General features: G+C 44.1%; 13 protein-coding genes. 4 read left to right on the top strand and 9 right to left on the bottom strand.

Translation table 11 applies throughout. From position 1 onward, the window contains the following. Window positions 1-239 precede the first annotated feature (239 nt). From galU to galE, 4 genes are read left to right on the top strand one after another with little or no spacing between them, the layout of a single operon-like run. Window positions 240-1,115 (top strand): UTP--glucose-1-phosphate uridylyltransferase GalU, encoded by an 876-nt coding sequence (gene galU / locus GW12_RS07375; RefSeq protein ID WP_034585631.1) that lies wholly within the window; start codon window positions 240-242, stop codon window positions 1,113-1,115. Between the two features lie 14 nt (window positions 1,116-1,129). Beyond that, window positions 1,130-2,386 carry a nucleotide sugar dehydrogenase gene (locus tag GW12_RS07370; RefSeq protein WP_034585629.1) on the top strand — a complete coding sequence of 419 codons (1,257 nt, stop codon included), beginning with the start codon at window positions 1,130-1,132 and terminating at the stop codon, window positions 2,384-2,386. Then, window positions 2,386-4,059, top strand: a complete 1,674-nt coding sequence (pgi, locus tag GW12_RS07365; protein ID WP_034585626.1) for a glucose-6-phosphate isomerase — start codon at window positions 2,386-2,388, stop codon at window positions 4,057-4,059. The genes GW12_RS07370 and pgi overlap by 1 nt, the downstream gene beginning before the upstream one ends. Next, window positions 4,052-5,071, top strand: a complete 1,020-nt coding sequence (gene galE, locus GW12_RS07360; RefSeq protein ID WP_034585623.1) for a UDP-glucose 4-epimerase GalE — start codon at window positions 4,052-4,054, stop codon at window positions 5,069-5,071. Before pgi ends, galE begins: the two co-directional genes overlap by 8 nt. 56 nt (window positions 5,072-5,127) lie before the next feature. Here galE and GW12_RS07355 read toward each other — a convergent pair whose 3' ends face one another. The 9 genes from GW12_RS07355 to GW12_RS07315 all read right to left on the bottom strand — a co-directional run bounded on the left by GW12_RS07355 (window position 5,128) and on the right by GW12_RS07315 (window position 15,123). Further along, on the bottom strand, window positions 5,128-6,501 hold the full coding sequence (locus GW12_RS07355; protein ID WP_034585620.1) for a phosphomannomutase/phosphoglucomutase: 1,374 nt from the start codon (window positions 6,499-6,501) through the stop codon (window positions 5,128-5,130). Window positions 6,502-6,555: 54 nt separating this feature from the next. Then, complete coding sequence (glmS, locus tag GW12_RS07350; RefSeq protein WP_034585615.1) at window positions 6,556-8,394, bottom strand: glutamine--fructose-6-phosphate transaminase (isomerizing); 1,839 nt, start codon at window positions 8,392-8,394, stop codon at window positions 6,556-6,558. 12 nt (window positions 8,395-8,406) lie between these two features. Beyond that, the gene (gene glmU, locus GW12_RS07345) at window positions 8,407-9,771 is read right to left on the bottom strand and encodes a bifunctional UDP-N-acetylglucosamine diphosphorylase/glucosamine-1-phosphate N-acetyltransferase GlmU (protein WP_034585613.1); all 1,365 of its coding nucleotides are present in this window, start codon (window positions 9,769-9,771) and stop codon (window positions 8,407-8,409) included. A 20-nt stretch (window positions 9,772-9,791) separates the two neighbouring features. Beyond that, window positions 9,792-10,313 carry a phosphatidylglycerophosphatase A gene (locus GW12_RS07340; RefSeq protein WP_034585610.1) on the bottom strand — a complete coding sequence of 174 codons (522 nt, stop codon included), beginning with the start codon at window positions 10,311-10,313 and terminating at the stop codon, window positions 9,792-9,794. Further along, window positions 10,291-11,208 (bottom strand): thiamine-phosphate kinase, encoded by a 918-nt coding sequence (gene thiL / locus GW12_RS07335; RefSeq protein WP_034585607.1) that lies wholly within the window; start codon window positions 11,206-11,208, stop codon window positions 10,291-10,293. The genes GW12_RS07340 and thiL overlap by 23 nt, the downstream gene beginning before the upstream one ends. Before the next feature lie 18 nt (window positions 11,209-11,226). Continuing rightward, complete coding sequence (gene nusB / locus GW12_RS07330; protein ID WP_034585604.1) at window positions 11,227-11,676, bottom strand: transcription antitermination factor NusB; 450 nt, start codon at window positions 11,674-11,676, stop codon at window positions 11,227-11,229. Between the two features lie 4 nt (window positions 11,677-11,680). Continuing rightward, window positions 11,681-12,151 (bottom strand): 6,7-dimethyl-8-ribityllumazine synthase, encoded by a 471-nt coding sequence (gene ribE / locus GW12_RS07325; protein ID WP_034585602.1) that lies wholly within the window; start codon window positions 12,149-12,151, stop codon window positions 11,681-11,683. 11 nt (window positions 12,152-12,162) lie between these two features. Continuing rightward, window positions 12,163-13,284: a bifunctional 3,4-dihydroxy-2-butanone-4-phosphate synthase/GTP cyclohydrolase II gene (gene ribBA, locus GW12_RS07320; protein ID WP_034585600.1), complete on the bottom strand. Its 1,122-nt coding sequence runs from the start codon at window positions 13,282-13,284 to the stop codon at window positions 12,163-12,165. A gap of 327 nt (window positions 13,285-13,611) precedes the next feature. Further along, complete coding sequence (locus tag GW12_RS07315) at window positions 13,612-15,123, bottom strand: aldehyde dehydrogenase family protein (RefSeq protein WP_034585598.1); 1,512 nt, start codon at window positions 15,121-15,123, stop codon at window positions 13,612-13,614. Window positions 15,124-15,495 lie beyond the last annotated feature (372 nt).

The raw sequence follows: 15,495 nt of genomic DNA, 5'->3' as shown, positions 1-15,495 counted from the left end.
CTCAAGACATGGCTGACTATGAGGATTAGAGCTATAATCCATTTGTATTATGTATGAATTGAAATTAATGAACCAAGATAAAAGATGGTTTATGGATTATAAACTTATTGAATATAATATATTTGATTATGTCAGAAGAGACATTAAAAATTTTTCAATAATACAATGAAGTTAAAGTTTGCCGAACATCAAGATAACTAATATAGTTTGTTCCTTTCGATTAGTTTAGTAAGTTAACAATGATTAAGAAAGCAATTCTTCCAGTTGCAGGCCTCGGCACACGTTTTCTTCCTGCAAGTAAGTCTATTCCAAAAGAAATGGTAACCGTGGTTGACCGCCCTGCGATTGAATATGTGGTCAAAGAGGCTGTTGCGGCTGGTATTGAACAGATTATTCTGGTGACCCATTCTTCCAAGGCTTCGATTGAAAACTATTTTGACCGTAGCTTTGAGTTAGAGACTACACTGGAACAAAAGAAAAAATTTGATCTGCTCAAAGAGATCACTGAGATTCTTCCTCCTCACGTTAGTGTGATCAGCGTACGTCAGCCACAGCCTTTAGGTTTGGGTCATGCAGTACTTTGTGCCAAAAATGTAGTAGGTAATGAAGACTTTGCTGTACTACTACCAGATGTTCTGGTGAAAGATAGTGATACAACCAATGACCTGAGTCTGATGATTCAACGTTTTAATGAATCTCAAGCGTCCCAGATTATGGTTGAAGCTGTGCCGGATCACTTGGTTGATCAATATGGGATTGTTGATGTTGCAACTACTCCGGATGAAGGTCAGAGTACAGTGATGCAAGGCATTGTCGAGAAACCTGCTGTTGGTACTGCACCTTCAAATCTGTCTGTGGTAGGTCGTTATATCCTGCCTGCAAAAATTATGCAGTTATTGGAACAGACGCCACGTGGCGCAGGTAACGAAATTCAGCTGACAGATGCCATTGCCATGTTGCAGCAAACTGATACAGTTGAAGCATACCGTATGAAAGGCCAGACTTTTGACTGTGGTAGCAAACTCGGTTATCTCAAAGCTGTACTACATTATGGGATTGATCATCCAAAACTGGGTGAATCATTTAAAGCGCTGATTCAGGAACTAAAACTCTAAAGTTGGATATAACTATGAACATTGCAGTATTTGGGCATACCTTATACTCAGGCGTTATGGCAGCATTACTATCTGAATGTGGCCATCAAGTCTTCTGGTGTGATTTGCTAAAAAGACCGGATTCTGAACTGGTGTATGCTCAGGATGAAGCAGTACAGCAGTTACTGAATAAACAGAATAACAAAGGTTTTCTCAATTACTGCAAGTTTGATGATATTCCGCTGAATGTGGATGCTTACCTGTTCAGCTTTAGCCCCACTGAAAAAGTACAAGCCGTCGAAATTCTGCGTGATCTGCAGCGGCGCCCAATTATTCATCCTAAGCTGATGATTAATGCCTCTACTTTGGGTCTGCATGGTACAGAAAGATTTCAACAAATACTGCCTAATGATGACTGGATTTATCTACCGGATGTGATTCAGGAGGGCAATGCGCTACGTAGTTTGACAGATGCTCGCCAACTCATCGTGGGGTGTAGTAAGGAAGCAGCAAAGACGACTTTGAAGGAACTGCTTAGACCTTTATTTCCACGTGAACAGCAATACCTGTTTATGCCAGTACTTGATGCAGAATTCACTAAACTCAGTGTTTCCGGCATGTTGGCAACCCGGATCAGTTATATCAATGACCTGGCTGGTGTGGCAGAAAAACTTGGTATTGATGTTGAGAATGTACGCCAAGGTATGGCCGCAGACAGCCGTATTGGCTCTTCCTATCTGTATCCTGGCGCCGGATTTGGGGGAGAAAACTTCTCGCATGATGTGCAAACCTTGGCGAGTACTGTATCTGATACAGGCGCTAAAAGTCAGCTGTTGGCTCAGGTCTGGGAAATTAATGAGCAGCAGAAGGAAATTCTGTTTCGCAAGCTATGGAATTATTACCATGGCGATCTGAGCGGGAAAACTGTGGCTATTTGGGGAGCTTCTTTTAAGGAAAATACAGCCCGTATTCAGCAATCGCCGATTCATGCCATGCTGGCAGCATTATGGGCCCAAGGGGTAACAGTAAGACTGCATGATCCACAAGCCTTGACCGAAATCGAAAAAGTGTATGGTCAGCGTAAGGATTTGGTGTATTGCACTGATCAATATATTGCTGCAGAGGGAGCTCATGCACTCTGTGTGGTTACTGCTTGGAAACAGTACTGGAGTCCAAGTTACTCAACTTTACTGAAAACGATGCAACATCCCTTAATTCTGGATGGTCGGAATATCTATAATCCGGAATACGTGAAAGCACAAGGCTTTGCTTATAAAGGGGTCGGACGCTAATGGAACAAAAAATACTACCTTATACCGTGGAAGATACTGAAACAGTACTGAACCGTCTAAACAGTTTAAAGCAACAGTTTGAGCCTATGCATCTCACTGAATTATTTCAGCAGGATGAGAACCGTTTTGAGCGTTTTTCAGTAAATCTTGATCCGATTATCTTTGACTACAGTAAACATCGTGTTGATCAAAAAGTAATGCAGGCCTTGGTGCGGTTTGCCCAAGCCCAGGACTTAAATCAGTGGATCAAGAAACTCTTTTCTCAAGAAGAAATCAACTATACCGAGCAGCGTGCTGCAATGCACTGGGCATTGCGTTTGCCAGAAAAAGATAAAAAGTATAATCAACTGGCCAAGCAGGTACATGCTCAGCTCAAACGCATGTTTGCGTTGGTTGAAAAGATTCATGCCGGTCAATACCGTGGTGCGACTGGTGAAGTCATTCAGGATGTAGTGAATATCGGCGTTGGGGGTTCGGACCTTGGGCCTTTAATGGCGACTCAGGCTTTATCTGACTTCAAGCAGCCAACACAAAAGCCACTTAATGTGCATTTTGTATCGACGATGGATGGTAGCCAGCTTTCTGAGCTGCTACATAAACTGCGTCCTGAAACAACTTTATTTATTATTTCGTCTAAATCTTTCGGTACGATTGATACCCTCTCGAATGCCCAAACAGTTCGTCTTTGGTTAGAAAAGACTTTAGGGCAAGATAAGCAAACGCTGAAACATCATTTTATTGGGGTATCGACTAAACCAGACAAAATGACCGCGTGGGGCATTGCTCCAGAAAATCAGTTCCAGCTTTGGGATTGGGTTGGTGGTCGTTATTCACTTTGGTCCTGTATTGGTCTGCCAATTGCCTTAACGATTGGGGTGCAAGGCTTTAAGCATTTCCTGGCAGGGGCTTATGCCGTTGATCAACATTTCCAGACTGCCCCCTTTGAGCAGAATATTCCTGTATTGATGGGCTTATTGGGTATCTGGAATAATAATTTCCTTGATATCCAAACCCATGCGGTATTGCCATATGATGGGCGTTTGAAATATTTTGCTTCTTATTTGCAACAGCTGGAAATGGAATCTAACGGTAAATCCATTCAACGTAATGGTAATAAGGTGGAGTGGGATACTTGCCCAATCATCTGGGGTGAGGTAGGGCCAAATGCCCAGCATGCTTTCTACCAGTTGCTGCATCAGGGAACCCAGTCGGTCAGCTGTGACTTTATTACACCCGTGCAGCGTTATAACGCCAACCAGTTTACCTATGCAGACAATGCAGAAGCATTGATTGAACAGCATCATCTGGCCCTGTCTAACTGTCTGGCTCAGTCACGACTGCTAGCTTTTGGTAATCAGGCCTTAGACATAGCAGAACTTGCAGACTTACCAATGTATAAACAATACGAAGGTAATCAGCCAAGCTCGACGATTTTGTTGCAGGAATTGAATCCTTATAGTTTAGGTATGCTGATTGCATTGTATGAACATAAAGTCTTTGTGCAATCGGTGCTTTGGAATATCAATCCATTTGACCAATGGGGCGTAGAAAAAGGCAAGGAAATTGCGAATCAGTTATTGCCGATACTGAACGGTGAACAAACTGACTTATCTAAGTTAGATACATCGACACAAGGTTTAATTCAAATTTTAATGGGGAAACAGGGTGGCTAAAGTATTGGTAACAGGTGGGGCTGGTTATATCGGTTCTCATACCTGTCTGGAATTATTAAACGCTGGGCATGAAGTTGTCGTGTTGGATAATCTTTCCAACAGTTCTGAAGAATCACTCCATCGAGTTCAGGCTCTAGCCTCAAAAACACTGGATTTTGTCCAAGGCGATATCCGTGATCAAAAAATTCTTGATCAGATTTTCCAAACACATCAGATTGATGCCGTGATTCATTTTGCTGGTTTGAAAGCCGTAGGTGAGAGTCAACAGATTCCGTTGGAATACTTTGACAATAACATTGCAGGTTCCATCAGTCTGTTTCAGGCGATGCAGCGCGCGCGAGTATTTAAACTTGTATTCAGTTCTTCAGCTACCGTATATGGGGAAAGCAATATTTCCCCTTTAAATGAAGATATGCCAACAGGAATGCCAACCAATAACTATGGCTATACCAAGCTGATTGTTGAGCAATTACTGCAAAAGTTATCAGCTGCAGATGAACGCTGGTCCATTGCCTTGTTGCGCTATTTTAATCCAGTCGGTGCTCACAAGAGTGGGCAGATTGGAGAAGATCCACAAGGAATTCCTAATAATTTAATGCCTTATGTGACTCAGGTTGCAGTAGGACGTCGTGAAAAACTGGCTGTTTTTGGTCATGATTATGACACGCCAGATGGGACAGGAGTGCGAGATTATATTCATGTCGTAGATCTTGCCAATGCACATCTGTGTGCATTAAATAATCGACTGGATACACAGGGTTGCCGTGTCTGGAACATCGGTACCGGTAACGGAATTTCAGTTCTGCAGGTTAAGAATACCTTTGAGCAGGTGAACGGGGTGACGATTCCATTCGAATTTGTAGCAAGACGTGAAGGGGATGTCGCCACCTGTTTTGCAGACAATACACGTGCATTAAAGGAATTGGGCTGGACGCCGAAATATGGTCTAGAAGATATGTTGGCAGACAGCTGGAACTGGCAGAAGCAGAATCCGAATGGTTATCGCGATTAATTTTTCACATCAGTATCAAGCATAAAAAAGAGCCATTTGGCTCTTTTTTTTTGACTTTAGCTGCCTTGTATCAGCTGGGTCAACTCATCCACATAGACCTGCATCGGCTTAGGATTCCGATCCGCACGGGTTTCAATATTCAGACGTAATAAAGGTTCTGTATTAGAAGCACGTACATTCACACGCCATGCACCGAAGTCCAAGCTAACACCGTCTGTTTTATCTATAGCTGGATTTTGATCAGCATAGTGATCAAAGATCTTCTGAATCGTGGCTTGTGTATCTGCAACTTTAAAGTTGATTTCACCCGAACATGGGAATTTGGCAATCATTTCTTCAACAAGTGAAGATAACGGTTTTTGTGTTTCAGACAGGACTGAAATTGCCAGTAACCACGGGATCATGCCACTATCACAGTAAGCAAAATCACGGAAGTAGTGGTGGGCACTCATCTCACCACCATATACAGCATTGTGCTCACGCATTTTTTCTTTAATAAAAGAGTGTCCTGATTTGGACTGGATCGCTTCTCCTTTATACTGTTCCACAATATCAAACGTATTCCATACCAGACGTGGGTCATGCACAATTTTTTCACCTGCCTGTTTGAGCAGGAATGCTTGTGCCAGGAGCCCTACAATATAATAGCCTTCAATAAACTGGCCTTTTTCATCAAACAGGAAACAACGGTCGAAGTCACCATCCCAAGCAATGCCCATATCGGCTTGATGCTCAAGTATGGCATTACGTGTACTGTCACGATTTTCTACCAGGATTGGATTAGGAATACCGTTTGGGAAGGTTCCATCTGCTTCGTGATGAATCTTGATGAATTCAACAGGTACATTGAGTATTTTAAATTTATCTCCAATCGCATCAATGACATGACCTGCAGCACCATTCCCAGCATTCACCACCAGTTTCAAGGGACGAATTTTTGCAGGGTCAATATAAGTTATCAAATGATCGATAAATTCAGGCAACAGGTTATATTTTTCAGTCTTGCCTTTTACTGAGACTTCTTTAAACTCACCTGATTCAGCTAAGGCTTGAATGTCTTTTAAGCCAGAGTCTGCACCAATTGGACGTGCATTTTCGTGGACCAGTTTCATACCGTTATAGTCCATCGGATTATGGCTCGCGGTAATCTCAATTCCGCCCTGAACATCCAGATGGAATGCGCCGAAATAGACTTCTTCAGTACCTGTCATCCCTAAATCGAGAACATTCACTCCTGCATCATTAAGGCCTTTGATGGTGGCTTGTTTGAGTGCTTCGCTGGTTAAGCGTACATCACAACCGACTACAATTGTCTTAGGTTGATAGAGTTGTCCATAGGCACGACCAATTTTATAAGCGATCTCTTCATTCAGTTCGGTACCTAATTTTCCACGGATGTCGTAGGCCTTAAAGCACGTCAGATTAGTCATTTTTTATCATCCATTTTTGTTAAAAAGGCTGGAATTACCAGCCTTTTCAATTAACTACTCAACAGTTACTGATTTGGCCAGGTTTCGTGGCTGATCAACATCCGTGCCTCGCAATACTGCGACATGATAGGAGAGTAACTGCACCGGAATACTATAGACAATTGGTGCAAGCACGGCACCTACTGTGGGAATATGTACCACATGCTGACGGTCTTTGGCTTTGATGCCGCTATTTTCATCCGCAAAGACAAACAGTTCACCACCACGGGCTTGGACTTCTTCCATGTTGGATTTCAGCTTGTCTAACATGTCATCCTTCGGTGCTAGAATGACCACAGGCATATCATTGTCTACTAATGCGAGTGGACCATGTTTCAGCTCACCAGCAGCATAACCTTCCGCATGGATGTAGGAAATTTCTTTGAGCTTCAGTGCGCCTTCCAATGCGATCGGGAAGTGGGCACCACGACCTAAGAATAGACAATGTTGTTTTTCTACAAACAGTTCAGATAGGCGCAGGATCTCAGTATCATGGCGTAAAGTATCTAGAATTACTTTAGGTGTATGCCATAGCTCAGCCACAATTTTTGCAATTTCATCTACGGCAATGGTTTGCTTGATTTGACCAATTTTCAATACTAAAAGCATTAAAGCAGCAAGTTGTGTTGTGAATGCTTTCGTTGATGCTACCCCAATTTCAGGACCCGCAAGGGTCAACAAGCTATGGCTGGTTTCGCGTACCATTGACGAAGTTGCAACGTTACAGATGGTCATCGTGCTGATGTTTAAGCCTTTGGTGGCAGCACGTTTTTGTGTATCACGAAGTGCAGCTAAAGTATCAGCTGTTTCACCGGACTGGGAAATACACACATACAGTGTATTGTTGACAATCACAGGTGAGCGATAGCGGAATTCGCTGGCAATTTCTACCTGGCAAGGCAGATCAATCAGCTGTTCAAACCAGTATTTGGCAATCATGCCAGCATGGTAACTGGTACCACAGGCAATAATCTGCACTTGTTGAATTTTGGTGAAATCTTCAACAGCATCAGCCAGAAAATCTTCACGCAGGGCATTGCCATTTAAGGCCTGAGAAATGGTCTGCTTAATCGCTTCAGGCTGCTCATAGATTTCCTTGAGCATATAATGCTTATATTCGCCTTTAGACGCATTGCTGACAGTAGCATCCAGTTCCTTGACAGGACGATCGACCAATTTGCCATCCACAAAAACTTCTATTGTATTACGGGTCAGACGTGCGATATCGCCTTCTTCCAGATAGATAAAGCGGTTGGTAATTGGTAGCAGTGCCAGCTGGTCAGAGCTGATAAAATTCTCGCCGATACCGACACCAATCACCAGAGGAGAACCCTCACGTACGGTAATCAGCTCATCTGGATGTTCAGTATGGACAATGCCCAGTGCATAGGCACCTTTGAGTTGTGGTACTACCTGGCGGACTGCTTCCAGTAGGCTAGGTGTAGATTTCAGTGCATCATTGACCAGATGGGCAACGACTTCAGTATCGGTCTGTGAGGTAAATACGTAGCCCAATGCTTCCAGGTCATCTTTCAGTTCCTGATAGTTTTCAATAATGCCGTTATGGACCACCGCCACATTGCCAGAGACATGCGGATGGGCATTGTTTTCTGTTGGTTTACCATGAGTTGCCCAACGGGTATGCGCAATCCCGAGTGAACCAGTAATCTGGGATTCATTGACCGCCTGTTCCAGATTGGCGACTTTCCCGACACGGCGTTCACGCAGCACCTGGTTTTGATTGATGAGTGCCAAACCTGCTGAGTCATAACCACGGTATTCCAGACGTTTTAAGCCTTCTATAAGAATATTGCTGATGTTGCGTTCCGCAATACCACCGACGATACCACACATAATGATTTCCCCTTATTTCTTGATCTTTTGCGGACGCTGATAATTTTCTTTAATAAACTGCTTGGAGCGTTCTACTGCGAGACAGTTTTCTGCCACATCACGGGTAATGGTAGAACCAGCCCCAACTGTTGCACCATTGCCGATTTGAACCGGGGCAACTAGTGAACTATTAGAGCCAATAAATGCATTGTCGCCAATGATGGTTTTAAATTTATTCGCACCATCATAGTTACAGGTAATCGTGCCTGCACCAATATTTGAACCAGAGCCCACTTCAGCATCACCGAGATAAGTAAAGTGATTGGCTTTTGAACCGAAACCAATGCTTGAGTTTTTCACTTCCACAAAGTTACCAATATGCACTTCATCTGCTAGTTTTGCCCCTGGGCGTAAACGTGCAAATGGGCCAATCTGTGCATCTTCACCGACAACCGCATTATCAAAGACGCTATATGGCTGAACTTTTGTGCCCGCTGCAATTTTAGTATTTTTCAGGATACAACCTGCACCGATTTCGACATTGTCACCGAGTTCACAGTCCCCTTCGATAATCACATTGATATCGATACGGACATCTTTACCGACAGTAAGCTGGCCACGCAGGTCAAAACGGCTTGGATCAATGAGGTGTACACCTTGTTGCATTAACTGCTTCGCTTGGAATGCTTGAAATTGACGTTCTAAAGCAGCAAGTTGAACACGGTCATTAACGCCTTCTACTTCAAAAGCCAGCTCAGGTTCTACAGATGCAACACTCATACCATCGGCCAAAGCCATTGCCACGATATCGGTCAGGTAATATTCACCTTGTGCATTGTCATTGCTTAAACGTGGAAGCCATTCATGTAATTTGGCATTGCTTACCGCATAGATCCCGGTATTAATTTCTTTAATTTGACGCTGTTTTTCAGATGCATCTTTATGTTCAACAATGGCTTGAATTTCACCATTGTCACGCACAATACGGCCATAACCAGTTGCATCTGCTAGGGTTAAAGTTACTAGGCCAATACCGGTATCTTGAGTTGCATTCAGTAGATTCTGCAAGGTTGCAGGGGTAATGCAAGGGACATCACCCGACAGGATCAGCGAGATACCATCTTTGGGTAAGACCGGTAAAGTCATCTGTACCGCATGGCCAGTTCCTAGCTGTTCAGCTTGTTCTACCCATTTGATATCTTGGTCAGCAAATGCTGTCTGAACTAAATTGCCACCGTGGCCATAAATGGTAATGATATTGCCTGCATTGAGTTTTTTTGCAGTTTCAATCACATGACCGAGTAAAGGGCGTCCTGCAAGTGGTTGTAACACTTTGGGTAAGTTAGAACGCATACGGGTTCCTTTACCTGCAGCCAGAATAATAACAGTCGTTGACATGTTGTAATCCTAATAATGGCTTAAGCCACGGTGAAATAAAAATATAACCAGATGCATAATGCAGCCCAGAGGCCGGCAATAATATCATCCAGCATGATGCCAAAACCACCACCCACTTGGCGATCAACAACCCGAATAGGCCACGGTTTCCAGACATCAAATAAACGGAACAGGGCAAAGCCAATCAATAGCCAAAGCCAGTTCATTTGTCCTAAATATAGAACAGGTAAAAAGGTAATAGACTGCCCGGTGAACTCATCCCAGACAATCCGACCATCATCATGTACGCCCATCAATTCAGCAGTTTTGCCACAGATATAAATCCCTAAAAAGGACATCACGATCATCACCATGATCGAAGCCGGTAGGCCAATCACCAACCAGATGGGAACGAATAACAGGGCAAAGGCAGAGCCAAAAGTCCCTGGTGCTTTGGGAATTAGTCCGGAACCAAAGCCTACACCACAGAACGTAATAAAACGTTCATAGATGGACATGGATTTAAAATTAATCGTGGGTTTATGCAAAGTGTTGATATCCATTTAAATTCAGTATGACCTCATCTTCATGGTATTTCAAAGACAAGGTCTGATTTTCAGTAATTGTACCAATTCTTGTTATATTTATATCAGGTTGTTGTTCTAATAGTTGAGCATAATGCTGCGGACTTATAGTAAAGCATAATTCATAGTCATCCCCGCCTGCAAGTGCATATTGCCATTGTTTTTCATGATTTAAATCTTGCAAAGCAGGACTAAGCGGCAGTTTTTCCAGCTCTAAAGTAGCACCCACGTCAGAGCCTTTCAGAATATGTCCTAGATCCTGAGCCAAGCCATCTGAGACATCGATCATACTGTTAGCTAAGCCTTTTAATGTTGTACCAAGCTGACAGCGTGGCGTTGGATAATCTAATCGTTTTTGTAGTGGATGACCTAAATTTTGTAAGGCAAAAGCGGCATCACCTATAGTTCCGCTGACACAAATTAGATCACCAACTTTGGCTCCAGTACGAGGAACAGCTTTGCCAGTCTCTACCCAGCCTAAGGCAGTCACGGTAATGGTGAGATGCGGGCTTTGTGTGGTATCACCACCGATTAAACTCACCCCAAATTGATCGCAACAATCATAGAGACCCTGACTAAAGGCTTTTAGCCAGTCATGATCAATTTGGGGTAGGCTCAAGGCAAGCAGAATACTATGCGGGGTTGCACCCATGGCAGCAAGATCAGACAGATTGACCGCAACCGATTTCCAGCCAATGGCATGGGGATTGGTATCTAAGGGGAAATGTCTTCCAGCAACGAGCGTATCGGCACAGATGACCAGTTGTTGCTGAGGCGGGGGAGTGAGCAAGGCTGAGTCGTCACCGACCCCTAAATCGACAGACGCGGAGGTTGGACGATTAAAATAGGTGTCGATAATTGAAAACTCAGCCATACAACAATTCGACTAAAATCAGTGAGATTGTTGTTTTTCTGCTGCACGTAAAGTTGTCGCTAAACGATCCAGTACACCGTTGATGTACTTATGGCTGTCTGCACCGCCAAAATGTTTAGCAAGCTCAATCGCTTCATCCAGGACCACGCGGTATGGAATTTCCAGATGCTCTTTCAATTCATACGCACCCAGACGTAAAGTTGCAAGCTCAACGCCGTCAAGCGCTGCAATTTCGCGATCAAGCACAGGAGTCAGTAGCGCATCCAGTGCTTCATGATTGGCAACCACCTCGGTCAACAATTCATGATAATAGCTCAGATCCACTTTGTGCATCGCATTGTCCACACGTGTACGTGCTTCAATCTCATGCACCGGATTGTGGCTCATTTGCCATTCATAAATTCCTTGTACAGCAAAGCGACGAGCTTTACGTTTTGCTGCATAAGTTGCTTGAAGTGTTTGCGACATAGCGTTAAATAGCCTTTAACAAGTTTACCATTTCAATAGCAGTCAAAGCAGCTTCACTACCTTTGTTACCTGCTTTTGTACCCGAGCGTTCAATCGCCTGTTCGATACTGTCCGTAGTCAATACACCATTAATTACAGGAAGACCAGCGTCTAGGCCAACCACGCCTAAACCTTTGGCACATTCACCTGCAACGAAGTCGAAGTGAGGCGTGCTGCCACGAATCACTGCGCCCAGCGCGATGATGGCATCGAAACGATCTGAAGCAGCCAGTTTTTTAGCAACCACAGGAAGTTCCCAAGCACCAGGTGCATGAACAACAGTGATATTATCCTCTGATACGCCATGACGTTTCAATGTATCAATGGCACCTTCTAACAGATGTTCAACAACAAAGCTATTAAAACGGCCAACTAAGATCGCGTAACGGTCTTCGTTCGCGAGATGTAACATACCTTCAATACGGCGAACTGCCATAGCAACCTCGATTATTTCTCTGATGTTTGTTGTGCGGTGATGTATTCCACCACTTCTAAGTTAAAGCCTGACAGGGCATTGAAACGTAATGGAGAGCTGAGCAGCTTCATTTTTTCAACACCCAAATCACGTAAAATCTGTGCACCGACACCAATGGTCTGATACTGCTGGGAAAGCGCAGCATTCGACTTGACATTTTTTGGTGCTGTTAAGGCATCCAGGGCAGGGCCCAAGTCTTGCAGATGACGCTGACCAATCCAGACCAGAACACCGCGTTCACTCTTGGAAATTTCTTTTAGTGCACGGTCCAGGTTCCAGGCTGGTTCGCCATCCTGTTTATTCAGTTTTAGTAAGTCACGAGTCGGATTAAAGCCATGGACACGAACGGTTGTTACACCATCTTTTGGTTGACCTTTAACTAGCGCTAAATGGATATCCGGATTTCCAATTTCACGATAACGGTGTAATTCAAAAGTACCGTATTCGGTATCAATGCTTTGCTGATCCAGATGTTCGACCGTCTGTTCATTGGTCATACGGTAATGAATCAGGTCGGCGATAGTCCCGATTTTTAAACCGTGTTTTTCGGCAAAGATCTCCAAATCTGGGCGGCGTGCCATAGTACCGTCTTCTTTAATGATCTCGCAGATCACTGAAGCGGGTTCCAGACCAGCTAAACGTGCCAGATCACAGCCCGCTTCAGTATGACCAGCCCGGTGCAGGACACCGCCTGGTTGTGCCATCAATGGGAAGATGTGGCCTGGTTGTACGATATCAGCAGGTTTGGCGTGTGCAGCAACGGCAGTCTGAATCGTATGCGCACGCTCTGCTGCAGAAATACCGGTGGTAATGCCTTTAGCCGCTTCAATCGACAGGGTGAAGTTGGTACCGTGTTGTGCACCGTTGGCATCTACCATGAGTGGTAAGTTTAGCTGTTGGCAACGCTCTTTGCTTAAAGTCAGGCAAACCAAACCACGCGCATGAGTGATCATAAAGTTGATGTCCTCAGGGCGCACGTGGGTCGCAGCAATCACAAGATCGCCTTCATTCTCACGGTCTTCATCATCCATCAGGATGACCATTTTACCTGCACGGATATCTGCTACGAGCTCTTCAACGGTATTGAGCGGCATCAACCTTCACCTTCTTTTTTGATCTTTATTCAGACCGAACCATGACATTATTGGTTGCATAGTCTAACGCTTTTTGAGCAATTTTGCCTATGCTTATTGCTTTCCCTAGGGTGTTCATTGTTATACACAGTCTTTTTTGGCAAAGAAAGCCAACTTTGTGAGGAAGTGATGTGTTTTGTGTTTTTTTTAAACGATTGAAAATGATTAATATTGGCAAACTTATGAAGGATCGAGATAAGTCTGCTAAAAAATGGGCTAAAAATTATGCTAAATAGGCATAAAACAATAAAAAGCGAACCGGAGTCCGCTTTTTAAGAAAGGCGCTGCTTAGAAGAAGCCTGCTGGTTTTGTCGAGTAACTCACGAGCAGGTTTTTGGTCTGCTGGTAATGATCCAGCATCATTTTATGGTTTTCACGGCCGATGCCGGATTTTTTGTAACCACCGAACGCGGCATGCGCAGGGTAGATGTGATAACAGTTGGTCCACACCCGACCCGCCTTGATCGCACGGCCGGCACGGTAAGACGTATGTGCTGAACGTGACCAGACTCCGGCACCGAGCCCATAAATGGTGTCATTGGCAATGCGGATCGCATCATCGAAATCTTTAAATGTGGTCACCGCCAGCACCGGCCCAAAGATTTCTTCCTGGAAGGTGCGCATTTCGTTAGAACCTTTAAAAATAGTGGGTTCAATATAGAAGCCTTGACCGACCTCATTCCGAGCACCACCGCCAACTAATACCTCACAGCCTTCTTCACGACCCGTCGCGATACAGCCCAAGATTTTATCTTGCTGCTCTTGTGAGGCTTGCGCGCCAATCATGGTGTCTGTATCCAGTGGATGACCGGTTTTAATCCGTTTGACGCGCTCAACCGCACGCTCTAAAAACTTGTCGGCAATACTTTCCTGTACCAGGGCACGTGATGGACAGGTACAGATTTCCCCCTGGTTTAGAGCAAACATGGCAAAGCCTTCCAGGGCTTTTTCTAGGAAATCATCTTCCTGATCCATGATGTCTGCAAAGAACAGGTTCGGTGATTTACCACCGAGCTCCAGTGTCACTGGAATAATATTTTCGGTGGCATATTGCATGATCAGCTGGCCCACTGCAGTTGAACCGGTAAAGGCAATTTTCGCAATGCGTGGATTGGTTGCCAGTGGACGACCGACTTCCACGCCGTAGCCATTCACAATATTCAGCACGCCCGGTGGCAGGAGATCCTGAATCAGCTCAACCAGTACCAGAATACTTGCTGGCGTCTGTTCTGCTGGTTTTAACACAATACAGTTTCCGGCTGCCAGCGCAGGTGCCAATTTCCAGGCTGCCATTAGGATTGGGAAGTTCCATGGAATGATCTGACCGACCACACCGAGCGGTTCATGGAAATGGTAGGCGATAGTGTCTTCATCAATTTCCGAAATACCACCTTCTTGGGCACGGATACAGCCAGCGAAATAGCGGAAATGGTCGATACACAGTGGAATATCGGCAGCTAAAGTTTCTCGGATTGGTTTGCCGTTATCCCAGGTTTCAGCCACTGCTAAGAGTTCAAGGTTCTCTTCCAGACGGTCGGCAATTTTGAGCAGGATATTGGAGCGTGTGGTTGGCGAAGAGTTATTCCACTGGTCTTTGGCTGCATGAGCGGCATCCAGTGCCAGTTCGATATCTTCAACTGAGGAACGTGGAACTTTGGTAAAGGCCTTACCATCTACTGGAGAAATGTTGTCAAAGTATTCGCCTTTGACCGGAGGTACCCATTTGCCACCAATAAAGTTTTCATACTGGGCTTTGAATTGTACTTTTGAGCCGTCGGTATTAGGGTCTGCGTAACGCATAATGGTGTCCTTGCAATCATTGTTATAGTGAAACGTTTTAAAATAAATTTGAATAAAATAGAGCCATGAACCGGCTACTGCTAGAACTAATATAAAGAGCAAAATTGAAGGGAAGTTAAAGGCTTACAAGCTTGCTACAAAACACAACAAAGTTGGCTTGATTGAAGGTGGTTTTTATTTCATAAGTATTTAATCTAACGGGTTAAATTCATTATTTTTGAGACTTTTAAAGGGTTAACCTGTTCACAATTTATTGTAAATACAATTGTAACAAGAATAATAGCTGTAAGCGTCCGCTGAACACACCTTATGAATTCATCCTATAAGCCTTAATTTAGTCCCCACTTAAAAACAAGTGGGGACTAAAATTTA

Origin of the sequence: Acinetobacter sp. HR7 (genome assembly GCF_000773685.1) — a bacterium.
In the GTDB taxonomy this organism is placed as follows: Bacteria; Pseudomonadota; Gammaproteobacteria; order Pseudomonadales; family Moraxellaceae; genus Acinetobacter; species Acinetobacter thermotolerans.
This window is presented reverse-complemented; position numbering and strand designations above follow the sequence as displayed.